This is a genomic window from Pseudomonas sp. C9 (assembly GCF_002000165.1).
Classification (GTDB): Bacteria; Pseudomonadota; Gammaproteobacteria; order Pseudomonadales; family Pseudomonadaceae; genus Aquipseudomonas.
This window is the reverse complement of sequence record NZ_MPAK01000001.1, coordinates 3,320,747-3,334,345: the sequence shown is the minus strand read 5'-3', so window position 1 is coordinate 3,334,345 and position 13,599 is coordinate 3,320,747. Positions and strand designations below refer to the sequence as shown.

Here is a 13,599-nt window from a genome sequence, read left to right as displayed (position 1 = left end):
TGGGGGCGACGCGATTTAGCGGGCGATGCCGTGTTTACGCAGCTTTCTATAAAGCGTATTTCGGCTGACCCCCAACTGCTCGGCGGTATGCGTCATGTGCCAACGCGTGTGTTCCAGCGCATTCAACAACGCCACCCGTTCGGCATCGTCCAGCGGATGATCCGACGATGCTTCAACAGTCATCACCGGCGCCGGCCGCGCCTGTCGAATCATCGCTGGCAAATCCTCCCACCCGATCTTCCCGTTCTCACACAGCGCAGCCAGTGTGCGCAGCACGTTACGCAATTGCCGCACATTCCCCGGCCAGTTGAAGCCCAGCAACGCCTGACGCGCTGCCGCATCGATCTGCACCGCTTCACCGCCCGTCTCTTGTTCCAGCAAGAAGTCGAGCAATTGGGATTTATCACTGCGATCCCTTAGCGCCGGTAACGCAACTTCCAGCCCATTGAGCCGGTAATACAAATCCTCACGGAAGCCGCCGTCCTGCACCCGTTCCAACAGATTACGGTGCGTAGCACTGATGATTCGTACGTTGACCGCCTCCGGCTCCCCGCCAATCGGCACCACTTGTCGATCCTCCAACACCCTCAATAGCCGGGTCTGCAAGGCCAGGGGCATGTCGCCGATTTCGTCGAGGAACAGTGTTCCGCCATCGGCCTGCTGCAACTTGCCACGCATGCCTTCCTTGCGCGCGCCGGTGAAACTGCCGCCGCGATAGCCAAACAACTCACTCTCGATCAGGCTTTCAGGAATGGCCGCACAGTTAAGGGCGACGAAGGCTTTTTCTGAGCGCTGACTGGTCTGGTGCACGGCTTTGGCGAATGCCTCTTTGCCGGAACCGGTTTCGCCGTTGATCAGCAGCGGCACGTCGCGCTCGAACACCCTCAGTGACTTGCGAAAATCCTCTTGCAACGCCGTATCACCGAGACAGATGCCTGACAGCGGCGCACGTTCGGCAAGTACCGGGCTTTGCACAACAGGCACCGGAATGCTGCGTGGCTGCCCGCGCAAAACGGCAAACAGACTTCGCCCGTCTCGGGTGCGCAACGGCCAACTGGCACTGGCGTTGACACTCGCGCGGCCGAGCAGCTCATCCAGCGAACAGTCGAAAAACGCCTCTACCGGCTTACCCAGCAAGCCGCCGCGAATATGCCCCAGCAAGTTCAGCGCGCTCTGGTTGACTGCACTGATCCGCCCTTCTCCGTCGAACGCCAGCAGCCCTTCGCTGAACAGCCCGACGGATTCGGCCTGCAAATGAAAGCGCAACAACCATTGATTGTCGAAGTAGCGCAGGAAATAGCAGCTTTCGATCATCTTCGCCGACAGATTGACCAGGGCCATGGTGTGAAACTGGCTTTGCCGGGAGACATCGTGGCGCGCCGACGATACGTCGAGCACCGCCAGCAGTTCACCATGGGGATCGAACACCGGGCTCGCCGAACAGGTCAGGCCGGTATGGCGTCCGCGAAAATGTTCGTCCTGATGGATGGTCAGCGACTGCCGTTCCACCAGGCAGGTGCCGATGCCGTTGGTGCCTTCGCAGGCTTCACTCCAGTCGGCGCCGAGCCACAGGCCGGCGCGCTCGAAAATCTTGCGCTCGGCGGGCGCGGTGACGCAATTGAGGATCACGCCACGGGCGTCGGTCAGCAACACGGCATGGCCAGCGCCGGAAAGCTGTTGGTGGAGGCTGGTCATTTCATTGCCGGCGATGTGCAGCACTTGCTGCAAGCGTTCACGGCTTTCCAGCACTCGACCGTGTTCCAGCACCGTCGGCGCCATGGTCAAGGCCGGGTCGAGGTGATAGTCCTCAAGACAACGCAGCCAGGAACGGGCAATGGACGGATCGCTGCCGGGACCGCGCAGGTGCGATTTGCCCTGGGTAACGGTCAAGACTTGCTGGGCATGGCGACTCAAATGATTGTCGTGCATTTCTTATTATTCTCCCCGCAGGGTCTGGCTCGCCCCCGTGTAGCAGCCGCCGAAGGCTGCGTCCGGCCGCGAAGCGGTCGTAAACCGGTATCCCGTATTTCAGTGCCAAATCCAAGAGAGCGCTTCGCACTCTGACGCAGCCTTCGGCAGCTGCTACAGAGTGCGCGAGTCCGAGCATCCTCCAGCCTAGCCTGCATTGCAATGCTGGCAAGACCCGTCAGTCACAGGCTGTGCCACTAGCGGTACAAAGTGTCACGCACGCCGTACCGAAACCGTCACAGGCGCTGCCCGCCTGTCCGACAAAAACCGCGCAAGGCCTTGATTTGCCTGACATGCAAGGCGCTGGCCCGACCCTTGCTCTACGCTTAAAGCAAGCGCACATGCGCCTCTTCTTATAAATACAAAAGCCAAGGAGACAACATCATGCGTTACGCTCACCCCGGTACTGAAGGCGCTATCGTTTCGTTCAAGGCCAAATACGGTAACTACATCGGCGGCGAGTTCGTCGCGCCTGTCAAAGGTCAGTACTTCACCAACACCTCGCCAGTGAATGGCCAACCGATTGCCGAATTCCCACGTTCCACCGCCGAAGACATCGACAAGGCCCTGGACGCTGCTCATGCCGCCGCCGATGCCTGGGGCGCCACGTCCGCCCAGGCGCGCTCGCTGGTGCTGCTGAAAATCGCCGACCGCATCGAGCAAAACCTGGAACTGCTGGCAATCACCGAATCCTGGGACAACGGCAAAGCCGTTCGCGAAACCCTCAACGCCGACATCCCACTGGCTGCCGACCACTTCCGCTACTTCGCCGGTTGCATCCGCGCTCAGGAAGGCAGCGCCGCCGAGATCGACGGCAACACCGTGGCCTATCACATCCATGAACCGCTGGGCGTGGTCGGGCAGATCATCCCGTGGAACTTCCCGATCCTGATGGCCGCCTGGAAACTCGCCCCGGCCCTGGCCGCCGGTAACTGCGTAGTGCTCAAGCCTGCCGAGCAGACTCCGCTGGGCATTACCGTGCTGGTCGAGCTGATCGGCGACCTGCTGCCACCCGGCGTATTGAACATCGTGCAAGGCTTCGGCAAAGAGGCCGGCGAAGCGCTGGCCACCAGCAAGCGCATCGCCAAGATCGCGTTCACCGGCTCGACCCCGGTCGGCTCGCACATCATGAAATGCGCTGCCGAAAACATCATTCCGTCCACCGTGGAACTGGGCGGCAAATCGCCGAACATCTTCTTCGAAGACATCATGAAGGCCGAACCGTCCTTCATCGAAAAAGCCGCTGAGGGCCTGGTGCTCGCCTTCTTCAACCAAGGCGAAGTCTGCACCTGCCCATCCCGCGCCCTGGTGCAAGAGTCGATCTACGACGACTTCATGAAAGTCGTGATGAAAAAAGTCCTGTCGATCAAACGTGGCGACCCGCTGGACACCGACACCATGGTCGGCGCTCAGGCGTCCGAGCAGCAATTCGACAAAATCCTTTCGTATCTGGAAATCGCCAAGGGCGAAGGCGCCGAGCTGCTGACCGGCGGCAAGATAGAAAAACTCGAGGGCAGCCTGGCGACCGGGTATTACATCCAGCCGACCCTGCTCAAGGGCACCAACAAAATGCGCGTGTTCCAGGAAGAAATCTTTGGCCCGGTGGTGAGCATCACCACCTTCAAGGACGAAGCCGAAGCCTTGGCCATCGCCAACGACACCGAGTTCGGCCTGGGGGCCGGCCTCTGGACCCGCGACATCAACCGCGCCTACCGCATGGGCCGCGCCATCAAGGCCGGTCGTGTATGGACCAACTGCTACCACCTGTACCCGGCGCACGCCGCGTTCGGTGGTTACAAAAAGTCCGGCGTCGGCCGTGAAACCCACAAGATGATGCTTGATCACTATCAGCAGACCAAAAACCTGCTGGTGAGCTACGACATCAATCCGCTGGGCTTCTTCTAAAAATCGAGGGCGACACAGGTATCTCTGTGTCGCCCTTCAAGCAGCCATCGCGAGCAAGCTCGCTCCCACAGTGGATTTGCAACCCACCAGAGATCCCTGTGGGAGCGAGCTTGCTCGCGATGGCGTCTTAAATGACACAAAACAAAAGGCTGGCCGCTCTGGCACGGGCTTTGCGTACCCGCTATTCAGGCTTCCACCCCCCAAACGTCGTACCGCAAGTCCAAAAGATCAAACAATAAAAAAGACAGCGAGGACTTATGACTTCTTCTACACAGCTCAAACCCACACTCGGCACCCTGCATCTATGGGGCATTGCCGTCGGCCTGGTGATTTCCGGCGAATACTTCGGCTGGAGTTACGGCTGGGGCACCGCAGGCACACTGGGGTTTCTCGTCACCGCCCTGATGGTGGCGACGATGTACACCTGCTTTATCTTCAGTTTCACTGAACTGACGACCGCAATTCCCCACGCTGGCGGGCCCTTTGCCTACAGCCGGCGGGCGTTTGGTGAGAAAGGCGGATTGATCGCCGGCATCGCCACCCTGATTGAATTCGTCTTTGCGCCACCGGCCATCGCCATGGCCATCGGCGCCTACCTCAACGTGCAATACCCGGAACTTGATCCGAAAATCGCGGCGGTTGGTGCGTATTTCGTGTTCATGGGCCTGAACATCCTCGGCGTCAGTATCGCGGCCACCTTCGAACTGGTGGTCACCGTGCTGGCGGTCGCCGAGTTGCTGGTGTTCATGGGCGTCGTGGCGCCGGGCTTCAGCTTCAGTAACTTCGTGCTCAATGGCTGGTCAGGGTCCAACGAATTCACCATCGCCTCCATTCCCGGCATCTTTGCCGCCATTCCCTTCGCGATCTGGTTTTTTCTGGCGATCGAAGGCGCGGCGATGGCTGCTGAAGAAGCCAAGGACCCGAAACGCACGATTCCCAAGGCTTACGTCAGCGGCATTCTGACCCTGGTGTTCCTGGCCATCGGCGTGATGGTGATGGCCGGCGGCGTCGGCGACTGGCGCCAACTGTCGAACATCAATGACCCGCTGCCCCAAGCGATGAAAGCCGTGGTCGGCAACAATTCGAGCTGGATGCACATGCTGGTCTGGATCGGCCTGTTCGGCCTGGTGGCAAGCTTTCACGGAATTATCCTCGGCTATTCGCGCCAGTTCTTCGCCCTCGCGCGGGCCGGTTACCTGCCCAGCGGCCTGGCCAAACTCTCGCGTTTCCAGACTCCGCACCGCGCCATTCTGGCCGGCGGCGTGATCGGCATCGCGGCGATTTACAGCGACGGCCTGGTCAACCTGCAAGGCATGACCCTGACGGCGGCAATGATCACCATGTCGGTATTCGGTGCCATTGTGATGTACATCATCAGTATGCTGAGCCTGTTCAAACTGCGTAAAACCGAACCGAACCTGGAACGCACCTTCCGCGCGCCGGGCTATCCGATCGTGCCGGGGATTGCGCTGTTTCTGGCGGTGGTGTGCCTGGTAGCGATGGCCTGGTTCAACACGCTGATCGGGTGTGTGTTTCTCGGCTTCATGGCGGCCGGCTACCTGTATTTCCAATTGACCGCCAGGCAACGCGCCGATGCGCCAGCCGACGCGATGCTCGAAGGTATTTGAGATGCACCGGCGCCGGGCCAATCCCCCGGCGCCTGCCCTATTTGGGGTCGACAACCCTGCCCTGTAGGAGCAAGGCTTGCCCGAGAGGGCATCACTGCGATCGGACAGCTACACCGCGGTGATGCCATCGCGGGCAAGCCTTGCTCCTACAGGTCATCATTTCAGAATCAGGAGGACACTGTCCCATGGCCGCATTTGCCCACTCCATCGGCGCTCTGACCTATCGCTTCGAGAGCCTCAAGGACGTCATGGCCAAGGCCAGCCCGGCGCGCTCCGGTGATTTCCTGGCGGGCGTCGCTGCGCTCAATGATGGCGAGCGGGTGGCTGCGCAGATGGCCCTGGCTGACATCCCGCTGACGCATTTCCTGCAGGAAGTACTGATTCCCTACGAGGCCGATGAAGTCACCCGACTGATCATCGACACTCACGACACACACGCCTTCGCCGTGGTCAGCCACCTCACTGTCGGCGGTTTTCGCGACTGGCTGCTCAGCGACGCTGCCGATGAACTGAGCCTGCGTGCACTCGCCCCCGGCCTGACGCCGGAAATGGTGGCCGCCGTGTCGAAAATCATGCGCGTCCAGGACCTGGTCCTGGTGGCACAGAAGATCCGCGTGGTCACGAAGTTTCGCGGCACCCTGGGTTTGCGTGGCCGGCTATCCACCCGCTTGCAACCCAACCACCCCACCGACGAGCCCGCCGGTATTGCCGCGAGCATTCTCGACGGCCTGCTGTATGGCAACGGCGACGCGATGATCGGCATCAACCCGGCCACCGACAGCATCGCCTCTATCTGCGCCATGCTGGAAATGCTCGACGCGATCATCCAGCGCTACGAAATCCCGACTCAGGCCTGCGTGCTGACCCATGTCACCACATCGATCGAGGCGATCAATCGCGGTGTTCCGCTGGACCTGGTGTTCCAGTCGATCGCCGGCACCGAAGCGGCGAACGCCAGTTTTGGCATCAATCTGAACGTTTTGCGCGAAGGCTATGACGCCGGCTTGAGCCTTAATCGCGGCACACTGGGCCAGAACCTGATGTATTTCGAAACCGGGCAGGGCAGCGCGCTGTCAGCCAACGCCCACCACGGTATCGACCAGCAAACCTGTGAAACCCGCGCCTACGCGGTGGCACGACATTTCAAGCCATTCCTGGTGAACACGGTTGTAGGATTTATTGGCCCGGAATACCTCTACAACGGCAAACAGATCATTCGTGCCGGCCTCGAAGACCACTTCTGCGGCAAGCTGTTGGGCGTGCCGATGGGTTGCGATATCTGTTACACCAACCACGCCGAGGCCGACCAGGACGACATGGACACCCTGCTGACCCTGCTGGGTGTGGCCGGGATCAACTTCATCATGGGCATCCCCGGCTCCGACGACATCATGCTCAACTACCAGACCACCTCGTTCCACGATGCCCTCTACGCCCGCCAGACGCTGGGACTGAAACCGGCACCGGAATTCGAACTGTGGCTGGCAAAAATGGGCATTTTTACCCAGGCCGACGGCAAGATTCACTTCGGCGACAGCCTGCCACCGGCCTTCCGCCAAGCGATGGCGCAACTGGGATGAGTGCTTTTATGGATAAGCCAACTGTTGATCCACAAAACCCGTTGCTGGAGTTGCGCCGCCTGACACCGGCGCGCATTGCCTTGGGCCGCACTGGCACGAGCATGCCGACCAGCGCTCAACTGGATTTCCAGTACGCCCATGCGCAGGCGCGGGACGCGGTGCATTTGCCATTCGACCACGCAGAGCTCAGCAAGCAATTGGCTGAGATCGGACGCGCCAGTGTGTTGCTGCACAGCGCCGCCGCAGACCGAAACAGCTATTTGCAACGCCCTGATTTGGGCCGAAAACTGAGTGATCCGTCGGCGCAGACACTACGCAATTATGCGGCGGCCAATCCCGGCGGCGTCGATCTGGTGATTGTGGTGGCCGATGGGCTGTCGGCACTGGCCGTTCATCGCCATACCCTGCCGTTTCTGAAGCGCCTGGAGGAACAGGTGCTGGCCGAAGGCTGGTCCGTATCGCCGGTGATGCTGGTGGAACAGGGCCGCGTCGCGGTGGCCGACGAAATCGGTGAGCTGATGGGGGCGAAAATGACGGTGATCCTGATCGGCGAACGCCCTGGACTCAGCTCGCCAGACAGCCTGGGGTTATATTTCACCTACAATCCAAAGGTCGGGCTGACGGATGCTTTTCGCAATTGCATCTCCAACGTCCGGCTCGAAGGGCTGAGTTATGGCATGGCCGCTCACCGCTTGGTGTATTTGATGCGCGAGGCCTGTTGCAGACAGTTGTCGGGGGTCAATCTAAAGGATGAAGCGCAACTCCAGACCTTGGATTCGGACACCAGCGCGGACCTGAAACGAAACTTCCTGTTGGGCCAGCCTGAAGCCTGAACCGTTTCCGCATTGCGTTTGCGCGCCGGTTTCAGGCAGGATCGACGAACGGCCGCCACGGGTTTCCCATCGCCGTCATCAACGTAAGACAGCCATTTGAAGACGAGACCTACCATGCGGATTATTCAAGCGACCCTCGAGCACCTGGACCTTCTGGCCCCACTGTTCGTGAAGTATCGTGAGTTTTATGGATCCCTGCCTTACCCGGACTCGTCGCGTGCCTTTCTCGAAAAGCGCCTGCGTCGCAAGGAATCGGTGATTTATCTCGCGCTGTCTGATGACGACAGCAACAAACTGATGGGTTTCTGCCAGCTGTATCCGAGTTTCTCGTCCCTTTCGCTTAAACGCGTGTGGATCCTCAACGACATCTATGTCGCCGAAGATGCCCGCCGCCAGTTGGTGGCCGATAACCTGATCCGCACCGCGAAGAAGATGGCCAAGGAAACCAATGCCGTACGCATGCGTGTTTCCACCAGCAGCCACAACGAAGTCGCGCGCAAAACCTATGAATCCATCGGATTCAAGGAAGACACCGAGTTCAAGAACTACGTGCTGCCGATCAGCGACGAACTCTGACCGCACCGATCGACTGTGGGAGCCCTCCCTGGCTCCCACAAAAAATCCGCATCAACCATCCATCCCCCCGCGACATCCCTCGCTACAAACTGAACGCTCTTTTCACTTTTCAGTCCGTATAATCACGACCTTTCCGGCTTGTAAGAAAAACTACATCTACCAGTAGTCTAAATACCAAGTCATCCGCACAGGCCTGCAGAGCCGGGCCATCACCACAGGTGCTTTATATGGATTTCAACCCGATCGACATCGTGCTGCATCTCGACGTTTACCTCGACATGCTGGTGACCAACTACGGGGCCTGGATCTACGCCATTCTCTTTTTGGTGATTTTCTGTGAAACCGGTCTGGTGGTGATGCCGTTCTTGCCAGGCGACTCTCTGCTATTTATCGCGGGTGCTGTTGCAGCCGGTGGCGGCATGGACCCTGTATTGCTGGGAGGCCTGTTGATGCTGGCGGCGATTCTCGGTGACAGCACCAACTACCTCATCGGTCGAACGGCAGGCGAAAAACTGTTCAGTAACCCGAACTCGAAAATTTTCCGCCGCGATTACCTGCAACAAACCCACGATTTCTATGACAAGCACGGCGGCAAAACCGTAACGATGGCGCGCTTCCTGCCGATCATCCGCACGTTTGCACCGTTCGTCGCCGGTGTCGGGAAAATGCCTTACCCGCGTTTCTTTTTCTTCAGCGTCTTCGGCACGATCCTGTGGGTCGGCGGCCTGGTGACCCTCGGTTACTTCTTCGGCAACGTACCGTTCATCAAGAAAAACCTGTCGCTGCTGGTGGTGGGCATCATCCTGCTGTCGCTGGTTCCAATGATCATCGGCATGGTCCGCAGCCGCCTCGCCAACGCCGCGTCCAAAGCCCAATCGCGCTGAACTGCGATGTGGTCGCTTAGCGCCTGGCGCCGCCAGCGCACCTTGGCCAAGCACCCGATTGCCGACGACATGTGGCAGCGGGTGCGCCAGCACTTGAGCTTTCTCGATGGCATCAGCCCCGTTGAAGACCAATGGCTGCGTGAAGCCTGCGTGCTGTTCCTCGAAGACAAACACCTGACCGCCCTGCCCGGCGTCGAACTGCACCAGGAGCAACGCCTGTTGCTGGCAGCGCAGGCGCAATTGCCGCTGCTGAATCTGGGCGACTTGAACTGGTATCAGGGTTTTCACGAAATCATCCTCTACCCCGATGACTTCCTCAGCCCCCAGCGCCATCGCGATGCCAGCGGCGTGGAGCATGAGTGGGACGGCGAACACAGTGGCGAGGCGTGGCAGCAAGGGCCGATCATTCTCGCCTGGCCTGGCGTAATGGCCAGTGGTGGCTGGGAAGGCTACAACCTGGTGATCCACGAACTGGCGCACAAACTCGACATGCTCAACGGCGTCGCCAACGGCCTGCCGCCGCTGCACCCCGACATGCGGGTCAGCGAATGGGCCAAGGTGATGCAAGAGGCCTACAATGACCTCGACCGGCAACTGGAGCGCAACCCGGATGCCGAAACCGCCATCGACCCGTACGCGGCAGAAAACCCCGCCGAGTTTTTTGCCGTCACCAGTGAATACTTCTTCAGCGCCCCGGATTTGCTGCACGAGACTTATCCACAGGTGTATGAACAACTGAAGCTTTTCTACCGGCAGGATCCGCTGAGCCGGTTACGGCAACTTCTGGCTGAAGATCCGGTCTACCGGGACCACGACTAAGGTCTACACGACCTCTGGTACATAGCGTCATCGGCGGAATATGCCTATAATCGCCGCCACTTTTTGGTCAATCCGGCCAAGTATTTCTGGTCAACTAACGGGGGCAACGCCCAATGAGCTACAGCAAGATTCCGGCTGGCAAAGACCTGCCGAACGACATCTATGTCGCGATCGAGATTCCGGCCAACCACGCGCCGATCAAATACGAAATCGACAAAGACAGCGATTGCCTGTTCGTTGACCGTTTCATGGCCACCCCAATGTTCTACCCGGCCAACTACGGTTACATCCCGAACACCCTGGCTGACGACGGCGATCCCCTCGACGTGCTGGTCGTGACCCCTTACCCGGTTGCTCCAGGTTCGGTAATCCGCGCCCGTCCGGTTGGCATCCTGAACATGACCGACGACGGCGGCGGCGATGCCAAAGTCATCGCAGTTCCGCACGACAAGCTGTCCCAGCTGTACGTCGATGTGAAGGAATACACCGATCTGCCGCCGCTGCTGATCCAGCAGATCGAGCACTTCTTCGCGAACTACAAAGATCTCGAAAAAGGCAAGTGGGTGAAGATCGAAGGCTGGGCTGGCGCAGACGCCGCTCGTGACGCGATCACCAAGTCGGTTGCAGCCTACAAAGGCTAAGACGCCTTTGGCCTTGAGCCACTGACGACTTGAAAAAAACCCCGGTTGATCCGGGGTTTTTTGTGCGCGCTCATAAAGTGGTTTTTAAACAGGACGTTTATCTCCTGGCCGTCACGGTTTTTTCTTGTTTAATTTGTTCAAAATACGTCTTACATCCGGTCGTAAATTTCCCTCGAAATTTGAACGGTTCGTTTATTCAAACGCCCACCCTGCGCCCGTAGACTCGTGTTTATGAAAAAGAACACTAGCGGCCCACGGTTTAAAGCGCTCCTCGAAAAAGCGAACATAACGACGACAGGATTTGCCGCTTTCTTCGACACGGAAGCGCAAAACATCCACAACTGGTACACCCGCGGCGTGCCCGCCTACCGCATGGAAGAGGTGTCCAGACTGCTGTCGGTCAACAGCGACTGGCTCAAGACCGGTGAGGGTCCACAAGACTCCAAACACCTGCGCCTGCTCGACGAGTCAGGCAACACCTTCGACGCCCAGGCGATTCGTGGCATCTACACGGTCATCGAGCCGAGCGACGTCGAACTGCCCCTCTACAAAGAATCCCCCATCGCCCCGGGGTCTCACAAAACCCACATCGTGGAAGACACCGGCCAATTTATCCGCCTGCCCAAAAGCCACCTCGACTCCCTGGAAATCAACCATGCTGACGCGATCGGCATTCACATGCTCGGTAATAGCATGGGCGCGAGGATTGAGGACGGCTCCACCCTCGCCATCGACCGTGGGCTGACCAAGGTGATTGATGGGGAAATTTACGCCCTCGACCATGACGGGATGCTGCGCATCAAATACCTGCACCGCATGCCCGGGAATGCGCTGCGGTTGCGCAGCTACAACAAAACCGAGCATCCGGATGAGATCTTCAGCGCCGAGCAGATTGATAAGCAGAACATCAGGGTGTTGGGGTGGGTGTTTTGGTGGTCGACGCTGAACAAACGTCGACCGACGGTACCGTTCCTGTAAACACACAGCCCCTGTAGCAGCTGGCGAAGCCTGCGTCCGACTGCGCAGCAGTCGTACAACCATTCACCCCGATGTTTCAGTACACCGCGGGTATCGGATTGACGACTGCTTCGCAGCCGAACGCAGGCTTCGCCAGCTGCTACACATCACCGCAATCGCTCTACCCCGCACACCACACTGGGAATTTCCCCAAAAAATCAGTATGCTGCGCCCCACATTTGCGCATCAACCCGCCCCGCGGCTCTGATCGCACCGACAAGGCAGATGACTTTCTCGCCGAGTCCCACAGCCGGACGCAAGATCCGGGTGTACGTTTTGAAGGCTGGCGCGGTTTACCAAAAATGATCCAAGCCAGTCCCCGAGAAGCCGGCCACAAGCCGGCTTTTTAATGCCTTTTTGAAAGCCAGCCTCATCTACTGAAAACCGCGACAGCCTTGCTAGATCAAGGGTTTCAGCCTACTTTTGTTCCTGTGACTTCCGTTTTGATCCGAGGCGTTCCACGCGTAAGTGGGGGAACAAGTGGGGGAACAGAGGGCGAAAAAATGGGCAAACTGACCGCCAATCAAGTCAAAAACCTGGTTGAGGCAGGGACGTACGAAGACGGTGACGGGCTTCGTCTTTTGGTGAAACCCTCAGGACGAAAAACCTGGGTACTCCGCTTTCAATTGAACGGCAAACGCAGGGAGATGGGTCTCGGGAGTTACCCTCAACTCGACCTGAAAAAAGCCCGCGCAGCCGCCTATGAAAATAAAGTCCATATCCTCAACGGCACTGATCCACTCGCGAAACGACAGGCTGAACAAGCTGCTCAGCGGGAAGCCGAACGCAGAGAACTGGCACATCTGATAACCTTCGAGAAGTTAGCCTCCGACTACCGTGACGCCCATGGCTCGAGCTGGTCAGAGAAATGGCGCAAAGGCTGGCTGAGGAAACTCGAGCTCTATGCTTTCCCAATAGTAGGGAAGCTGTCCGCTGACCAGATCGAGACCAAGCACCTGATCAAGGCCTTGCAGCCACTCTGGTCAAGCAAGACACGGACGGCTGATGAGGTTCGAGGGCAAATCGAACAGATACTCGATGCCGCAAGAGCCCAAGGCCTCAGGTCCGGAGAGAATCCGGCTCGCTGGCGCGGTCATCTGGAAAATCTCCTCAGCCGGCATGAGAAGAAGAAAGCTCGCAAACGCCAACATCACCCGGCATTGAAATGGCAGGACCTTCCAAAACTCATGGAAGCCTTGCGTAAGGACACCAGCCACGTTTCTATCGCAGCTCAGTTACTGATCCTAACCGGTGCTCGCTCACATATGGTCCGATTCGCACGCTGGGATGAATTCGACCTTGAGGCAGGCCGCTGGTCTTTATCCGACGAACGAATGAAGACCCGCCAGGCTTTCGCGGTCCCGCTGGCGCCAGAAGTCGTCTCACTACTCAAGAGTCTTCCCAAGCTCGGCCGCGAAAGTCCCTACGTGTTTCCAGGAAGTGGTCGCAGCGGCGTCATGCATGCCAACGGCATTCGTAACCTGCTGCACGGGCTCGGCTATGAAAGCATCACTCGCCACGGATTCCGCTCAACGTTCCGCGACTGGGCGGGCGAGCAGACTAATTTCCCTCGAGAGATTTGTGAGCTGGCGCTGGCTCATGATGAGCGAGGAGAAACCGAAAGCGCTTATTCACGATCTGACTTCTTCGAAAAGCGTCGAGAGCTGATGGAGCTTTGGGCTCAGTACGCTACAGCCAAAGGTGACAGCGATAGTGAGAATACCCAGAACGACGCAGGGACGCGCTAA

At 58.7% G+C, this 13,599-nt stretch carries 11 protein-coding genes; 10 read left to right on the top strand and 1 reads right to left on the bottom strand.

Annotated elements, in window-relative coordinates; all coding sequences use genetic code 11:
• Window positions 1-15 precede the first annotated feature (15 nt).
• Window positions 16-1,929 (bottom strand): sigma-54-dependent Fis family transcriptional regulator, encoded by a 1,914-nt coding sequence (locus BMS17_RS15535; RefSeq protein ID WP_077431200.1) that lies wholly within the window; start codon window positions 1,927-1,929, stop codon window positions 16-18.
• A 423-nt stretch (window positions 1,930-2,352) separates the two neighbouring features.
• Here BMS17_RS15535 and BMS17_RS15530 point away from each other — a divergent pair, with 423 nt between their 5' ends.
• From BMS17_RS15530 to BMS17_RS15485, 10 genes are all read left to right on the top strand, one after another.
• Window positions 2,353-3,873 (top strand): aldehyde dehydrogenase family protein, encoded by a 1,521-nt coding sequence (locus BMS17_RS15530; RefSeq protein WP_077431199.1) that lies wholly within the window; start codon window positions 2,353-2,355, stop codon window positions 3,871-3,873.
• 257 nt (window positions 3,874-4,130) lie between these two features.
• Entirely contained in the window at window positions 4,131-5,501 is a 1,371-nt protein-coding gene (eat, locus tag BMS17_RS15525) for an ethanolamine permease (RefSeq protein ID WP_046028747.1), read from the top strand.
• Between the two features lie 185 nt (window positions 5,502-5,686).
• The gene (locus BMS17_RS15520; RefSeq protein WP_046028748.1) at window positions 5,687-7,081 is read left to right on the top strand and encodes an ethanolamine ammonia-lyase subunit EutB; all 1,395 of its coding nucleotides are present in this window, start codon (window positions 5,687-5,689) and stop codon (window positions 7,079-7,081) included.
• Window positions 7,082-7,089: 8 nt separating this feature from the next.
• Window positions 7,090-7,914 carry an ethanolamine ammonia-lyase subunit EutC gene (eutC, locus tag BMS17_RS15515; RefSeq protein ID WP_175648967.1) on the top strand — a complete coding sequence of 275 codons (825 nt, stop codon included), beginning with the start codon at window positions 7,090-7,092 and terminating at the stop codon, window positions 7,912-7,914.
• Between the two features lie 114 nt (window positions 7,915-8,028).
• Window positions 8,029-8,490: an N-acetyltransferase gene (locus BMS17_RS15510; RefSeq protein WP_046028751.1), complete on the top strand. Its 462-nt coding sequence runs from the start codon at window positions 8,029-8,031 to the stop codon at window positions 8,488-8,490.
• 227 nt (window positions 8,491-8,717) lie between these two features.
• A complete protein-coding gene (locus BMS17_RS15505; protein WP_046028753.1) occupies window positions 8,718-9,374 on the top strand; it encodes a DedA family protein in 657 nt (218 codons plus the stop codon).
• A gap of 6 nt (window positions 9,375-9,380) precedes the next feature.
• Window positions 9,381-10,193, top strand: a complete 813-nt coding sequence (locus BMS17_RS15500) for a zinc-dependent peptidase (RefSeq protein WP_046028754.1) — start codon at window positions 9,381-9,383, stop codon at window positions 10,191-10,193.
• A 113-nt stretch (window positions 10,194-10,306) separates the two neighbouring features.
• Window positions 10,307-10,834 (top strand): inorganic diphosphatase, encoded by a 528-nt coding sequence (gene ppa / locus BMS17_RS15495; protein ID WP_008052339.1) that lies wholly within the window; start codon window positions 10,307-10,309, stop codon window positions 10,832-10,834.
• A gap of 231 nt (window positions 10,835-11,065) precedes the next feature.
• Window positions 11,066-11,812 carry a S24 family peptidase gene (locus BMS17_RS15490; RefSeq protein WP_046028760.1) on the top strand — a complete coding sequence of 249 codons (747 nt, stop codon included), beginning with the start codon at window positions 11,066-11,068 and terminating at the stop codon, window positions 11,810-11,812.
• Between the two features lie 542 nt (window positions 11,813-12,354).
• Window positions 12,355-13,599, top strand: a complete 1,245-nt coding sequence (locus tag BMS17_RS15485) for an integrase arm-type DNA-binding domain-containing protein (RefSeq protein WP_047543328.1) — start codon at window positions 12,355-12,357, stop codon at window positions 13,597-13,599.